This is a genomic window from Mycobacterium sp. NPDC050551, from assembly GCF_040674075.1.
Lineage (GTDB): Bacteria > Actinomycetota > Actinomycetes > Mycobacteriales > Mycobacteriaceae > Mycobacterium.
The window spans coordinates 95,149-110,285 of record NZ_JBFARC010000006.1 but is presented as its reverse complement, the minus strand read 5'-3'; the positions used below and the strand labels follow the sequence as shown (position 1 = coordinate 110,285).

Annotated in this window: 9 protein-coding genes; 4 read left to right on the top strand and 5 right to left on the bottom strand. The window is 68.2% G+C overall.

Going from position 1 to position 15,137, the window contains the following annotated elements:
* Window positions 1–22 precede the first annotated feature (22 nt).
* Window positions 23–802, top strand: a complete 780-nt coding sequence (locus AB0K11_RS22695; protein WP_364983111.1) for a glutamine amidotransferase — start codon at window positions 23–25, stop codon at window positions 800–802.
* Window positions 803–825: 23 nt separating this feature from the next.
* Here AB0K11_RS22695 and AB0K11_RS22690 read toward each other — a convergent pair whose 3' ends face one another.
* The gene (locus AB0K11_RS22690) at window positions 826–1,482 is read right to left on the bottom strand and encodes an SDR family oxidoreductase (protein WP_364982205.1); all 657 of its coding nucleotides are present in this window, start codon (window positions 1,480–1,482) and stop codon (window positions 826–828) included.
* Window positions 1,483–1,657: 175 nt separating this feature from the next.
* On the opposite strand from AB0K11_RS22690, the gene AB0K11_RS22685 reads away from it, so the two are divergent.
* Window positions 1,658–2,914 carry an HNH endonuclease signature motif containing protein gene (locus AB0K11_RS22685; RefSeq protein WP_364982202.1) on the top strand — a complete coding sequence of 419 codons (1,257 nt, stop codon included), beginning with the start codon at window positions 1,658–1,660 and terminating at the stop codon, window positions 2,912–2,914.
* A gap of 27 nt (window positions 2,915–2,941) precedes the next feature.
* On the opposite strand, the gene AB0K11_RS22680 is transcribed toward AB0K11_RS22685, so the two are convergent.
* The 3 genes from AB0K11_RS22680 to AB0K11_RS22670 form a co-directional block, all read right to left on the bottom strand.
* The gene (locus AB0K11_RS22680; protein ID WP_364983108.1) at window positions 2,942–10,786 is read right to left on the bottom strand and encodes a BTAD domain-containing putative transcriptional regulator; all 7,845 of its coding nucleotides are present in this window, start codon (window positions 10,784–10,786) and stop codon (window positions 2,942–2,944) included.
* Between the two features lie 211 nt (window positions 10,787–10,997).
* Window positions 10,998–11,684, bottom strand: a complete 687-nt coding sequence (locus AB0K11_RS22675; protein WP_364982199.1) for a hypothetical protein — start codon at window positions 11,682–11,684, stop codon at window positions 10,998–11,000.
* Window positions 11,681–12,268: a hypothetical protein gene (locus AB0K11_RS22670; protein WP_364982197.1), complete on the bottom strand. Its 588-nt coding sequence runs from the start codon at window positions 12,266–12,268 to the stop codon at window positions 11,681–11,683. Before AB0K11_RS22670 ends, AB0K11_RS22675 begins: the two co-directional genes overlap by 4 nt.
* Before the next feature lie 118 nt (window positions 12,269–12,386).
* On the opposite strand from AB0K11_RS22670, the gene AB0K11_RS22665 reads away from it, so the two are divergent.
* Window positions 12,387–12,536: a hypothetical protein gene (locus AB0K11_RS22665; protein ID WP_364982194.1), complete on the top strand. Its 150-nt coding sequence runs from the start codon at window positions 12,387–12,389 to the stop codon at window positions 12,534–12,536.
* Here AB0K11_RS22665 and AB0K11_RS22660 read toward each other — a convergent pair.
* Window positions 12,512–13,405 (bottom strand): mycobacterial-type methylenetetrahydrofolate reductase, encoded by an 894-nt coding sequence (locus AB0K11_RS22660; RefSeq protein ID WP_364982191.1) that lies wholly within the window; start codon window positions 13,403–13,405, stop codon window positions 12,512–12,514. The genes AB0K11_RS22665 and AB0K11_RS22660 overlap by 25 nt on opposite strands.
* A 154-nt stretch (window positions 13,406–13,559) precedes the next feature.
* Between AB0K11_RS22660 and AB0K11_RS22655 the strand changes: the two genes are divergently transcribed.
* Window positions 13,560–15,110, top strand: coding sequence for a carboxyl transferase domain-containing protein (locus tag AB0K11_RS22655; protein ID WP_364982188.1), 1,551 nt, complete (start codon window positions 13,560–13,562; stop codon window positions 15,108–15,110).
* Window positions 15,111–15,137: the final 27 nt, after the last annotated feature.

Here is a 15,137-nt window from a genome sequence, read left to right as displayed (position 1 = left end):
GCGCGACATCGTCACCGGCATGATGCGGCACCCCGCGGGCTCCTCGAGCTCGCGGGGTGTCGTGCTTCCGCGGCCGTTCCTGCTGCTGTCGATCCGCGGTGAGGACGCCGCCGCCGACGACGAGTACCTGGCGATGATGCGCTTCGCCGGAACAGATCGCGAAGGGATGCACCGCATCCGGTTGACGCACGAGCCGTTGGGGGACATCGACCTCGTGGACTGGTCCGGTGTGATCCTCGGCGGCGGGCCGTACAACGTCAGCGACGATCCGGCGACCAAGTCGCCGACGCAGCGCCGCGTCGAGGGCGAGTTGCTTCCGTTGATCGAGCGCATCGTCGATGCCGACTTCCCCTTCCTCGGCTGCTGTTACGGCGTGGGCACCCTCGGCACGGTCGTCGGTGCCACGATCGACAAGACCTATCCCGAACCGGTCGGCGGGATGTCGGTCTCGGTGTCGGCCGCCGGCCGGGACGACGCGCTGTTCTGTGACGCGCCAGAGCGTTTCGATGCCTACGGCGGCCACAAGGAGGCGGCGTCGGCACTGCCGCCCGATGTGGTCTGCCTCGCGTCATCGCCCGACAGCCCGGTGCAGGCGTTCCGGGTGAAGGCCAATGTGTACGCCACGCAGTTCCATCCCGAACTCGACGTCGACGGCGTCCGTACGCGAATCGACGTCTACAAGGACTACGGGTACTTCGCGCCCGAATCCGCGAAGGAACTCAAAGTCGCTGCGCTGCAGTGGAATGTGACGTATCCGCCGGAGATCCTGCGGAGGTTCGTCGAGCGGTACGCGCGGGCCTGAACCTGCCGTCGCTGAACTGAGGACTAGGCGTTCATCAAGGAGTCGGCGCCGCCGACGTACACGATGCCCGACGGATTCGCGGCGTCGACGGCGTTGATGATCGCGCCGGCGAAGGTCGCGTCCCCCTCATTGCCGGAAACGACGGTGAAGTGCACACCGGCGCGGCGGAACTCCGATCGCATCGCGTAGAGCGCTGTTTCGCCCGCCCACTTGCTCGCGGCGATCGCCGTTTGTCCCTTGGGAACAGCCCGATGGGGGAAGAAGTGGGCCGCGTGGCTGGTGACGAAAACGATGCGGCCGCCCGCAGGCATCAGCGGCACCGCCCGCAGCGCAAGACGGCGCTGGGCATCGCGGTTGACACGCTTCGCGTAGCCGAGGTCGACACCGAGTTCGAGCCCGGCAGACGCGTTGAGGATCAGGGTGTCGAGCTGCCCGAATCGCGCCGCGACGGTGTCGATCATCGCCGCGCACTCGATCTCGTCGGAGATATCGGCTCGCAGCGTCGAGGCGTGGCCGCCTGCACTGCGGATGGCCTCGGCGATCGATTCCGCCCGCTCGGCCTTCTCGCGGTAGTTCACCACGACATGGGTGTCGGGACTGGCGAGCCGTTGTGCGACCTCCGCGCCAACGCCCCTCGAGCCGCCGGTGACCAGGACGATCCGTGCGGGTGCCTGATTCATGTCGGGTTCCTTCCGTCGCAGTGCTGCGTGCGCCTGGGTTGAACCGTACACGAGTCTCTAAGAAAATTAAGACATATCTAAGGTCACAATAAGGCAATGACTGAGCCTAGCTGAGGTGTCGGGCGCGACAACCGACGGGGGCTGACGTGTCGGACCCCTCTGCGATGATGGGTTCATGTCTTCGAGCGCAACGTCTTTCGCTCCTTCGGTGAGGCCGAAGGACCGGTTGGCGGAGTTGTTCGACGAGATCGCGGAGTTGTGCGGTCAACGCAATGCGATCGACGGGCGGCTGGTGGAGATCGTCGCCGAAATCGACCGCGACGGATTGTGGGGCATGACGGGCGCGCGGTCGGTGGCGGCGATGGTGGCGTGGAAGACCGGCTCGTCACCGAGGAACGCTGAAATCGTCACCGCCGTCGCGCAGCGGTGGGAGGAATTGCCGCGCTGCACCCAACTCTTGCGCGACGGTCGGGTGTCACTGGATCAGGTCGGGGTGATCGCCGAGAAGGCCGGGGCGGGCTCGGATGCGCACTACGCCCAGTTGGTCACCGCAGCGACGGTGAACCAGTTGCGCACCGCGATCAAGCTCGAACCCCCACCCCAACCGCATCCGAAACCCGACCCCAAGCCTGAACCCGCTCCGTCGTTCAGCAAGTCCACCGACGACAAGGGCACCTGCTACCGGATCTGGCTGCCGCATCTGGAGGCGGCCAAGCTCGACGCCGCGGTGGCGTCGCATCAGGACCGGATGGTCGCCGACTGGAAACGCGACCACGGCGAGGGCGATAGTGATCAGGCGCCGCCGATGCCCACGACGGTCGATGCGTTCATGAGTCTCGTCGACGCCGGCTGGGACACCGAAGTGGCGCGTCGCCCGCACGGACACCGCACCACCGTGATCGCCCACGTGGACGTCGAGCAGAAGAGCGCCTCTTTGCATCTGGGTCCGGTGCTGACCGACGCCGAGCGGCGCTTCCTGTTGTGTGACGCCACGTTCGAGGTGTGGCTCGAACGCCACGGGCAGGTGATCGGCTCCGGGCGCGACACCCGTCAGATCAGCCGCCGACTACGCCGGGCCTTGGAGTACCGGGACCGCTGCTGCGTGGTGCCCGGATGCGGCGCCACCCGCGGATTGCACGCCCACCACGTCAAGCATTGGGAGGACGGCGGCGCCACCGAACTGGACAACCTCGTCCTGGTCTGTCCGTATCACCACCGGATGCACCATCGCGGCGGTATCACGATCACCGGCCCGGCGCAGCACCTTGTCGTGACCGACAGGGACGGAAGGCAATTGAGTTCGGCATCACTCGCCCGACCCCCGACGAAACCGCCACCCGATGTACCTCCCTGTCCCGGACCCACCGGCGAACGCGCCGACTGGTGGTGGTACTCACCATTCGAACCACAGCCACCACCGGCTGCCGCCTGATTCGGGCATACCTTTGCGCCGTTGTGGTTATACGGCGCCAGGAGGCGAAGCAGCCTCCCCGGCTGAGTGAAGAGCATCGAGTTCAGCGGTGGCGAGGTCGATCTCGTCGACATCGAACAATATGGTGAGTCGCACCAGTCCGTCTTCGCCGATCTCGGTGAGGGTCAGGTGCTCGGCGGTGATCGACTGATCTTCGTCTGTCGTCCGGTAGGTGTCATGGGTCAGCCCCAGGTCGGATCCCCCGAGGGTGAGGGGTTTCACCTCCAACTGCCAATCGACAGGCACCACATCAAACAGCGTGTGCGCAACCTTGGCCAGTCCTGTGCTCGTCGCCTCGTCCCGCAGTCCCTTCCTCCGGTCCTCGTAACGCCCGTCCGGGTCGGCGAGGGCGAGGAAGGTGGCTCGGTCGCGGCTGTTGAACGCGTCGGCTACCCGGGTCCGCACGCGGGTCGCGGTGTTATGAAGGCCAGCCGCTGCGGCGTTCAGCTCGTCGAAGCGGACGAGCGCGGCGTCGAGATCCGATTCGTCGAACGCCTCGCAGAGGTCGATCATGTCGCCGTCGACGGTCAGTATGACGGCGTCCCGCCACTCGCCGTTGAATCCGTCCTGAGACCTCGCCTGGACGACCTGAGTGAAAACCGCTCCGCGGTCGCTCAACCGGTGCACGACCACAATGCGGTTGGTGACGTGGGGCGCGACGTCCCACGTGGCGCGGATGTATGCCGACTGGTCACCGGGTGCGAAGGCCATGCCGCCCCGACGGTGGTCGACGTTGACCCAGTCCTGGGTCGTCGGTGGCATCTCACGGGAGTTGAACGCCGCGTTGGCCTTCACGATCGCAGACCATGTGTTCGCATGTTTCGCCGCTTCTCCGGCGGCATAGCGTGTGTCGAGTTCGTCGAAGGCGGCGTCGACGTCATGGGCATCGAAGAACGCTGTGTACGAGATGTTGTCGTCGCGGGAGACTTCTGTGAGTGTCAACATCTCGAAGATGACCGCCATATCGGGATCGTTTATGTCGCAGGTTGTTTCGCGGGTCAGCGCCAAGCGCTCCCCTCGGATGGCGACCGGCTCGATCGTCATCTGCCAGCTGGCGGATGAAACAGACAACACCGCGAGGGCATACTCCCGGCCGGCTGCACCCGCGTCGAGCAACCCTCTGCGGTGGTCTTCGTAGCGCCCTCGCGTGATTGCGGCGAAGGCGTCCATATCTCGCCGGTTGTAGGCATCCGCCACCCGCGCCCGCGTGCGCGTGGCGGCGTTCTGAAGGTCGGGCGTTGCGGCGTTCAGCTCGTCGAACCGGGCGAGTGCGGCGTCGAGATCTGACTCGTCGAACAGCTCGCATCGATTGATCAGATCGCCGTCGAGCGTCGATACCCCGATCACCCGCCATTCTGCGTCGAAGCCCTGCTGCGACGTGTTGTGCCAGACGTGGGTGGTGACCGCGCCCATGCCGTTCAAGCGATGAACGGCGTCGATCCTGATCCGGATGTCAGGCGCATCGTTCAAGGTGGCCTGCAGATACGACATCAATTCTCCAGGCGCGAATGCGATCGGCCGCCGGTGATCGATGCTCACCAAATCCCGCGCCGTCAACGGCAGTTCGTGTCGGTTGACCGCAGCGAAGGCTCCTACGATGGCCGAATAGGTCTTCGCGTCGGGCGCCGCTTCGCCGGGGAGAAAGCGCGCGTCGAGCTCCTCGTAGGCGGCGGTGATGTCGTCGACGTCGAAGGCGACGAACCCCGTGATCTCCTCTCCGGCATCGATCTCGACCAGATGGAGGACTTCGGCTTCGAATGCGTCGGGTCGCGCATCGCGCCCACGGAATCTGGCACGCATGAGAGCCAGGCGCTGGCCGCGGGTCGCGATCACCGACGATGCCGCATGGGTGACGCCGATCTCGGCGGTCACCCGCGCGTGTTCGAGCACAGCCTCGCGACCCGCCTGTCGTCCCCACCCCACGAGTCGGCGACGGTCGTCAGCGGCGAAATCCTTGGCCATCGTCGAGCGCAGCGCTTCCCAGTCGCCCGCGAGGTAGCTCATGTTGAAGCCTTGGTATGCCCGGCTCGCCGCATTCTCCAGTTGTGTCGCAGGGCGGCTGAGTGCGTCGAAGCCAGCGAGTGCGGTATCGAGATCCGACTCGTCGAACACTTCAAGGCGGCTGATGAGGTCACCCTCGACCGTCACCAGTTGAACCATCCTCCATTCGGCGTCGAAGCCTTCGCGCGAGGCAGCCGATGACGTGAAGGTCACAACCGCTCCGGAACTGGTGATCCGGTGCACCTCCTCGAGGTAGATGCTGAAATCCGGGAAATCGTTCAGCGTCGCGTCCATGTAGGCGGTCAGACCACCTGGCGCGAAACCTATTCCGCGGCGATGATCGACGGTGACGCAGTCGGGCGTCAGTTCGGGGACTTCACGCCTCTTGAGTGCCTCGACGGCCGCTGTGACAGCCGACCACGTGTTCGCGAGTGGCGCTGCCTCGCCGGCGAGATAGCGCGCATCGAGCTCCTCGAATGCGGCGTCGATGTCGTCGTCGTCGAAGACAACTCGGGCAATGATTTGGTTGTCGACATCGGTCTGGATGATGTCCAGGACATCCGACCGGAATGCGTCGGAGCTCTCGCCGCTCGACGCCCGGGCCCAGTTGAGAACCAGGTACCCGCCGCGGGTCGCGACGACCCGTGAAGTCCACGTGTCGGCCCCGACGTCGGCGATGCTCGACATCTCAGCGATGATCGCGTCCCGACCCTGCTGCACTCCGGCGTTGATGGTATGTCGGCGATCATCGTTGGTGATGCCATCCGCGAGCATCATGCCGATCGCACTCCAGTCGCGTTTTCTGAAGTACGCCTGCAGGCGGTGGTACGCCCGGCTCGCCCCGTTCTCCACGTGCACCGCCGAGCGGCTCAGTGCGTCGAAGCGCGCCAACGCGGCATCGAGGTCGCTCTCGTTGAACAACTCACTGCGGTCGATCAACTCGCCGTCCATCATCATCAGGTTGACGTCACGCCATTCGGCCTCGAAGCCGTCGCGCGACGTTCCCGTCGAAGAGTGCGTCACCACCACGCCGAAGTCGCTCAGCCGGTGCACCTCTTCGATCCGGATCCTCGTTCCCGGCGAGTCATCCCACGCTGCAGACAGATACGCCGACATCTCGCCTTGCTCGAACGCAGCTCCGCGCCGGTGGTCGATGCTGACCCAGTCCGGCGTGATGCCAGTCAACTCCCGCCGGTTGAACGCCGCGTAGGCGTCGACGGTGATCGACCACACCCGCGCGTGCGGCGCAGCTTCACCGGCGAGATAACGGACGTCGAGTTCGGCCAACGCGGCGTCTATGTCGTCCGGATCGAAGGCGACGGACGCCGTGGGCCGCCCGTCGACGTCGAGCTCGGTGATGCGGAGGATCTCGGTGTAGAAGGCGTCGGGCCGCTTATCCCGGCCCGAGTAGCGCGTTCGGCAGAGGGCCAGGCGATCACCGCGAGTCGCAACTACGCGGGATGTCATGGTCCGGACGCCCAAGGCGACCATTCCCTTCAATTCCGCCACGCCGGTGGTTCGGTCGTACGTGACCTCTCTATGCAATCCGCGGCGCCGGTCTTCGACCGTCACGACCTCGGCCCACATCGACGCAACCTCATCCCAGCGTTCGTCCGCGTAGAGCACGTTGCACCGTGCGTCGGCTCGACTCGCGGCATTTTCTCGGGGTGAGTGCGGGACCTGCGACGATTGCTCGCCGAACGAGACGCCCTGCGCTTCCAGTTCGGCCAATGCAGCGTCGATGTCTTCGACGTCGAACGACACCTGGAGCGTAATCCGCCCTTCTTCGTCGAGCCCTGCGAGAAGGAGCGACTCGTCCCGCGGCGCCCCGGGACTGGTGTCGGTGGTTCTACATTCGAGTCGGACGAGAGCCAAATGCTCACCTCGTATCGCGATCACCCGTTGGAGCCGGTACGAACCGCCGACTTCGAGGAATCGCCTCACCTGCCGTGGCCAGTCGCTCGACGGGAGATCCTCCTGCGTAAAGCCGATGATTTTCCGTCGGATCTCGACGACCACGCCCGGTGCGTACACCCGCCCGAACCCATCCCAGTCTTCGCGGTCGTGCGCATCTTCCAAACTTCGTAACGCTCGAACGCAACGATTGTCCGGCTCCTCGCCGGTGCACTCAGATGACAGCGCCAGGATCGGCGCCGACACATCGACGTCGAGGAGTCCGCGCACATTGGCCACAAGTGCCGCAGCACCTTTGAGCTCGTACAGGCCGACGGCCCGCTCGGCGGCGGCACGTGCGTCCACGGCGTCACCTGCGGCGGCGAGCACCGTCGCCAGTGCGAGGCACGCGTCCCCGTGATCGACCAGGGCATCGGTACGCTCGGCGATCGCCACCGCCTCCTCGGCGACGCGCCGGGCAGCGTCGTGGTCACCACCGCGCGAGCACAGCTGCGCGCGCACCGTCCGCCAGGCGATCGATGCCCTCAGCGCGTGGCCGGCGAGACGCTCGCTCTCGGTACACAATTCGTCGGCATCGGCTTCGCGGTCGAGCGCGAGGCACGCCTTCGCCAGCAGCGCCGCCGTCTCTGCCGTGTCCGCCTCAAGGCCCATGCGGCGAAACCCCAGGTAGGCCCGCCGCAGAAGGACTTCAGCCGAAGCGGGCTCACCGGCCACCAGCTCGACGATGCCTGCGAACTGATCCACCTCGAGCAACGCGTGCCGCATGCCGAGCTCGGAGAGTGAGCGTCGCGCGGACTCGATCAGGTGGCGGCCCGCCGACGTCCGTCCCCGGAACGCGTCCAGCACGCCCTGACAACGGATCGACGTCGCCTCCACGACCGGTGAACCCGTGGTGATGCGCAGCAGCCGCACCACGTCGAGACACCGGCCGCCGGCCCGCGGAACCGGGTTGGGGCCCCACAGCGCCGCCATGGGCGCTCCGGCCAACACGGCGTTCACCCGGCGGTGATCACGGGCACCCCGCGCCGCCGTCAGCGCCTGATCCAAGGCGGCTTCGCAGGCGCCGACCCGCCCGAGGCGACCCAGACATCCGGCCCGCACCGTGTGAGCCATCGCCTCTCCCGCGGCGTCCGCCAGCTGGGCCAACTGCGCAGCAGCAGATGCTAATTCGGCCTCGATCTCCTCCAGGCGCTCGGGGTTCGTCAACATCGACAGCTGGCCGTCGAAGCACGTCCCCCATGCCGCGAGACGGCCGGAGTCGCCCGCGCTGTCCCGTAGGTGCGCGACCACGTCCGAAGCCGAGACCACGTCACCCGCGGCCAGCAGCGCCTCACAACGGGCGATGAGGAGTTCGGCCTGCCGGTCATCGGGCAGCGGCTCGTCGAGTTCATCGAGGGCATGCAGCGCCCTGCCGTAGAGATCGGCCGCGCCTTCGTAGGCCAGCCGGGCCATCGCCTGGTCCGCGGCACGCCGGCAGTAGTCGACGGCTTTGTCCGCGTTGCCCGCCCACGCACATTCGAAGTAGTGGTGAGCGAGATCGGCCAGCAACTCGTCGTCGGCCCCCGGCTCGGTCTCCAGCGTCACCGCGATCTTCTGGTGCAGCCGCATCCTGCGGACCGATGCCAACTCGGCCAGCAGCGACTGCCGCACCAGGGCGTGGTTGAACCGGTAGTGCCCGCCGGGCTCCTCGATCAGCAGGCCGGCCTTGGCCGCTTCGTCGAACGCATCGACCAGATCGTCGCCGAGCACTCGCTCCACCAGGTCCAGCGCGAAGCGGCTGCCCACCACCGCGGCCGCCGCCAGCGCCTTGTTCGCCTGTGCGGGCAGCCGGGACAGCCTGCGACTCACCGCTTCCCGTACGCCCTGCGGCAGGGTGCTCGGATCCCACCGGCCGCCGCTCTCGTCCACATGGCGCAGCGCCTCGATCAGGAAGAACGGATTGCCACCCGTGACCGCCGCGAGCGCGCGGGCCAGTTCGTCGTCGTCGTACCCGGCTTCCGCGACGTATGCGGTCACGTCGCCCTCGTCGAGCCCGCCGAGGATGAGGCGGTCCGCGGAGCCGTCGCGGTGGAGGTCGGCGAGCATCGCCGCCAGCGGGTGTGACCGGTCGAGGTCGGTGCTGCGATACGTTCCGACGATGTGCACGCGACCGTGTTCTCCGAAGCGCAGGACATGCCGCAACAGCAGCAGCGTGGGCTTGGCGGCCCAGTGCAGATCGTCGAGCACGAGGACGACGGGCGCCTCAGTCGACACCGCCGCCAGGAGGCCGACGACGGCGTCGAAGAGCGCATAGCGTTCGGTGTCCGCATCGGCGCGGGTCGGCACCGCGATCTCGGGCAGGACGTCGATCAGCCCGGGAACCAACGGCAACAGCGATTCGACGCCACGCAGCCGGCGCAGCCGGTCGGTCCCCAGGCACGGCACCAGCGACCGCAGCGCTTCGGCGAAGGGTTGGTAGGGCGCCCCGAGATCCTCGTCGCAGCGGCCGTAGAGGACGACGGCGCCCTGCGCGTGTGCCCGGCCGGACCACTCCGCGGCCAGCCGCGTCTTGCCCACACCGGGTTCGCCGGCGATCAGCACCGCACGCGTGCCCGAGGCAAGCGTGGTCTGCCAGGTGGCGAGCATGCGTTCGAGCTCGCTGCCGCGGCCGACGAACGGTCCGGGGCCCGCCAGCGCGGCGGGCAGGACCGGCCGCTCGATGGGCGGTCCGGTCGCGGGATCGCCGGTGTCGTCGTCGGTGGTCCGCAGGCGCAGTTCGAACACCCGCTCCGCACGCGCGAGGTTCTTGAGCTGACGCAGTCCGAGGTCGGTGAGCACGACGTCGTCGGCGAGAGTGTCGATGACGAGTTCGGCCGTGGCTCCCGAACACAGGATCTGGCCACCGGACGCCAGGGACCTCAGCCGGGCGGCGCGGTTGACGGCCCGGCCGAAGTAGTCGCCGTCGCGGAATTCGACTTCACCGGTGTGCAGGACCACGCGGATGCGCATCGGTTCGGCGAGCACCCACGCCTCGCGACGCACGGCCTCCTGCAGCTCGATCGCGGCGGCGGCCGCGGCAGATGGCCGGTCGAACACCGAGAACGTCGCATCGCCCTCGCCGCGGGTCTTGATCAGCCGTCCGCCGCGGAACGTGACGACCTGCTCCACCATCTCGTCATGGCGGGCCAGCGCCACCGCCATGGCCGCGGCGTCCTTCTCCCAGGCGGCCGTCGACCCCTCGATGTCGGTGAGCAGGAACGTGACCGCGCGTGTCACCACCGAATGTCGTTGTGAGGCCGTTATTTCCAGCGAGACGTCCTGCGCGACGATCGCGGACTCGAGTCGGCGGAGATCCGGTCCCGGGTCGACGCCCAACTCGTCGGCCAGCAGCGATCTGGCCCGCTGATACGCGCCGAGGGCCTCACCCTGCCTTCCTGCGCGGTAGAGGGCGAGCATCAGATGACCCCAACGCCGCTCGCGCAGCGGCGCGTCGGCGATCGCCGCTTCGAGTTCGCCGATGATCTCGGCCGCACGCCCCATGGTGAGCAGCGCTTCGGCCCGATCCTCGACCAGGGCCGCATGGCCCTCGACCCAGCGCGTCTTCTCCGACGTCCCGCGTCGGCCCTCGGGCAGCTCGGGGGAACCGCGCCACAGTGCCAACGCCTCGTCGAAGCGGGTGACCGCCTCGGTGGTGTCACCGGCGGTCATCGCGTCGCGGCCCAGCTTGAGGGCGGCGAGGTAGCGGGTGGCGTCGATCTCGGTGGCGCTCAGTCTCCAGCCGGTTCCCTCCGTTGTGACGAACCCGTCGCCGAGCGTGTGTCGCAGGGCGGAGATGTGGGTCTGCAGAGCCTTGGCGACGGTGCGCGGCGGATCGTCGCCCCAGAGGAGCTCGACGAGCGTGTCCGCCGCGACGACGGAGCCACCACGCAGGCCGAGCATGCAGAGCAGGGCACGGGGCTTGGCACCCGGGATGGCGACCGGCAGACCGTACTGCCGGACGTGCAGAGGACCCAGAACCCCCAGCTCCACCGTATGAACACTAGTCACCGAGTGATCGTCGGACAGGCACTTCAACGACCGGTCAAGGTTCGGTAAAGGCGCAACGAGAAACAGGCCGACCCCGCGTGGCCGGCCTGTTCATCGTTCGGGTCTAGACGGAGAGCAGCCGCTGGAAGAATTCGCGGTAGCGCTTGAGCGCCACACGCAGATCCTCCGTCGAGGCGTCCTCGCCCTTCGCCCACTGCGCCTCCATCCGCGTGCGTGCCTCGGAGAAGCCGGCGGTGAGCTGATCGACGACCTCCGACACCAGCGCGTCGGCCGTCTGGACGCACTGCTTCGGATCGTCGACGAATCCGGCCTGCACGTCGTTCCAGCGGGCACGGAATCCTGACATCTCCGTCTCGCCGAACAGGGACAGATCGGTGTCGGTGTCAGACGAATCAGACTGTGGCCGATCATGTTCCGACGAGGGCCGGGCCATCCCCGGGTGACCGGTGGACGTTGCCGTCTCCGTCGACTGCACCGGCGCTCCGGCACCACGCGGCGCGTCGTCGAACGGCGAGTCGTTCTGCTGCACGCCGGCCTGCTGCGCGTCCGCGTACTGTGCATCCGCGTGCTGTGGGTCGCCGTACTGCTGACCCGATTGCTGCGTCGACGAGTACTGGGCCCCCGGGTTCTGGGGGTCCGAGTACTGGGCCCCCGGGTTCTGCGGGTCCGAGTACTGCGCATCGGCACGCCGGGGATCCCGGAACTGCGGCTCGGTGGCCTGCGGATCGCCGGCCTGCGGATCCCGGTACTGCGGATCGGTGAACTGGGTGCGGTCTTCGTGTGTGGTCATGCGCGTGCCTCCTGCGAGTTGTTGCCTGTGTCGTGCGGCTGGTGCTGCGCGACGTCGAGGAGCCGCTCGAACAGGGCGCGGTAGTGCACGAACGCCTGTCGCTGCTCCTCGGTGCTGAGCTGCCGGCTCTGCTGCGCCAGATGGATCTCGTGCGCGGCCCGGTAGTTCTCGACCACCTGCGGGTGGTCGACGGAGATGTCAGACGCGCGCTGGTCGAAGTCGTCGACCGGGTAACCGCGTTCGTTCATCACCTCGATGACCAACCGGTCCGCCTCGGCGAGCGTGCCCGCCGGGTCGTCGACGAACGCCGTCTGCACGGAACGCCAACGCAGCGTGTACCTTTCGCCCGCCTCATGACTGAGGGGGACGATGTCGAGCTTCTTGCGCTTCTGTTCACGCTTGGCGAGTTCCGCCTCGGCCGCCTTCTGGTCGCCCACCTCGGCGACCGTCCGTTCGTACTCGGGGCCGAAGGTGCCCTTGAGCCGCTCCGACCTCCTGCGTCGCATCGCCGGTCGGGCGACGATGAATGCGATCACTGCAATGACGATGACCGCCGCTATGACTATCCATCCCCAGTCAGGCATGGTGACCTCCTTGTCCACCGGGGGGTTACCCGGCGGACGGGTCTACGGAAACGTCAATATCGATTCCGGTTCCGCGATCAAGCGTTTCGCGCTCGGCCGCGGGGGTAGCCGACGAGGCATGACCGCACCGGAACCCACGCCCCAGCAGGACGACGGAGCCGGCGACCTCGCCGGCCAGGAGGTGCCACCGGTGGCGCCCGCATATTCGACGCCGCCGCCCGACGCGCCGGGAACGGCCGAGAGTCAGGCTCCCGAGGGCGACCAGTAGTCGAGCATCTCCGCGAACGTGCGGAAGGCGGCGCCCGACACCCCGTAGATGGGTTCGAAGTGGATGCTGAGCGGGAAGCCCAGCTCGGCGACGCCGTCGACGACGCGCTTGTACAGGTCGACCATCATGACCCGCCTGCGATCGGGGTCGCTGGCCGCCAGCTGCTTCACGAATTCCTGCTCGGCGGCGACCTTGGCGTTGCCCTGGTCCTGGATCAGCCAGTTGATCAGCCCCACCCGCGTCTCGACCGTGGGCACGAACCCGAAGGACAGCAGGATCTCGGGCCGGTGGTCGGTGGTGTCGGCGAGTTCGCGCAGGAACGGCACGATGGTGTCGGAGAACAGCAGCTGCGTCAGCGCGAACGTCGCACCCTGCTCGCACTTGAACGTCATCCGGCCGCGCTCGCCGTCGCGGGTCGGGATGCAGATGACGCCGCGGTTCGGCACCGTCGCGTCGTAGAGGGACAGCGCGTCGGTCGGCGCGACGCCGGAGCCCTCGCCGTCGCTCATGGTCCTCGGCACGCCGACGAACACGATGCCCTCGAAGCCGGCGTCGCCGAGCACGGTGAGCCGCTGATCGAGGGCGGCCTTGTCGAGGAACGAGGTGACCTGGGTGCAGATGCCCTTCACCCCCGGCAGCTCCGGCTGCAGCATGTGCCAGAAGTCCAGCACGTCGAGCTTGGGCTTCATCTCGATCGGGCGGTCGTCGTCCTCGGCGATCATGCCCGGGATCAGCACGTGGGACAGCCGGTCGCCGAGCCCGTACTCGCCGGAGAATCGCAGCACTTTCTGCGCGTCCTCCAGCGCCTTCTCCCGGCCGGACTCCACGTTCGGCGGGACGAGTTCGAGCGCGACGGTGTTGAGGCTCATGTGTGAAAGCTCCGGCATCTGACGTCGGGCGGATCGGCCGACGGTGGCTACGTCGACCCCGCCGGGATTTGCCAACGATACCGGTGTTTCCTGGACGGGTGCGTAGCCGCCCGCCCGGCGGCCGTTCCACCGACACCGACGCAGAGGGGCACCCATGCGTGACGAACAGGCCGAACTGCTGCGTCGCCGCGCCCTCACCGAGGACGCCGCGCGGCCCGATGCGGTGGCCCGCAGACACGCCGCCGGTGGCCGAACGGCCCGGGAAAACATCGCCGACCTCGTCGACGAGGGGTCGTTCGTCGAGTACGGCCGCTTCGCGATCGCGGCGCAGCGCAGGCGCCGCGACATCGACGACCTCATCGCCCGCACCCCCGCCGACGGCCTGGTGGCGGGCACCGCCCGGATCAACGGCGACCTCTTCGGCGACCGCAGCCCGTGCGCGGTGCTGTCCTACGACTACACCGTGTTGGCCGGAACCCAGGGGGTGTACGGCCACCTGAAGAAGGACCGGCTGTTCGACCTGATCGAGCGGCTGCGGCTGCCCACGGTGATCTTCGCCGAGGGTGGCGGCGGCAGGCCCGGCGACACCGACCACGCGACGGTGTCCTCACTCGAGGTCCGGGCGTTCAAGCTGTGGGCCGGGCTGTCCGGCGTGGTGCCGCGCATCGCGGTGGTGAAGGGCAGGTGCTTCGCCGGCAACGCGGTGCTCGCCGGCTGCTCCGACCTGGTGGTCGCCACCGCGGACACCTCGATCGGCATGGGCGGGCCCGCGATGATCGCCGGCGGGGGCCTCGGCGATGTGCATCCCGACGAGGTCGGGCCGATCTCGGTGCAGGAACCCAACGGCGTCGTCGACGTGGTGGCGCCCGACGAGGCGCAGGCCGTGCGGGTGACCAGGACACTGCTCGGCTACTTCCAGGGATCGACACCGCCCGGCGCCGCAGCCGACCAGACGCCGCTGCGCACCGCCATCCCCGAGCGCGCCAGACGCGCCTACGACGTCGCCCCGATCATCGAGACGCTGGCCGACGAGGGCTCGGTGACGTTCCTGCGGCGCCGCTTCGCCCGCGAGATGGTGACGGCGCTGATCCGCATCGAGGGCCGCCCCGTCGGCGTCGTCGCCAACGACACCCGCTTCATGGCCGGCGCCATCACCGCCGCCGGAGCCGAGAAGGCCGCGCGCTTCTTGCAGCTGTGCGACGCGTTCGGCCTACCGGTGGTGTCGCTGGTCGACTGCCCGGGCTACATGGTCGGGCCGGCCGCGGAGGCCGAGGGGCTGGTGCGGCGTGGTTCGCGGCTGCTGGTGGCGGGCGCCGCGCTGCGGGTGCCGTTGATCGCGGTGATCCTGCGCCGCGGCTACGGGCTCGGCGCGCAGGCGATGACCGGCGGCGGGCTGCACGAGCCGGTGCTCACGGTCGCCTGGCCCGGCGCCCACCTCGGGCCGATGGGCCTCGAGGGCGCGGTGCGGCTCGGCATGCGCAAGGAGTTGGAGTTGATCGCCGACGACGCGGAGCGCGAGGAGCGCGTGCGCGAGGCGACGGCGGCCGCCCAGGAGAACGCGCGGGCGCTCAACGCCGCGGCGATGTTCGAGATCGACGACGTGATCGATCCGGCCGACACCCGCGCGCTCATCGCGGCGACCCTCGCCACGGCCACCGCGCACGCGCAGACCGCGCCGCCGCGGCGGTTCGTCGACACCTGGTAGCGGCGGCTGCGCTCCGTACCCTGGAGA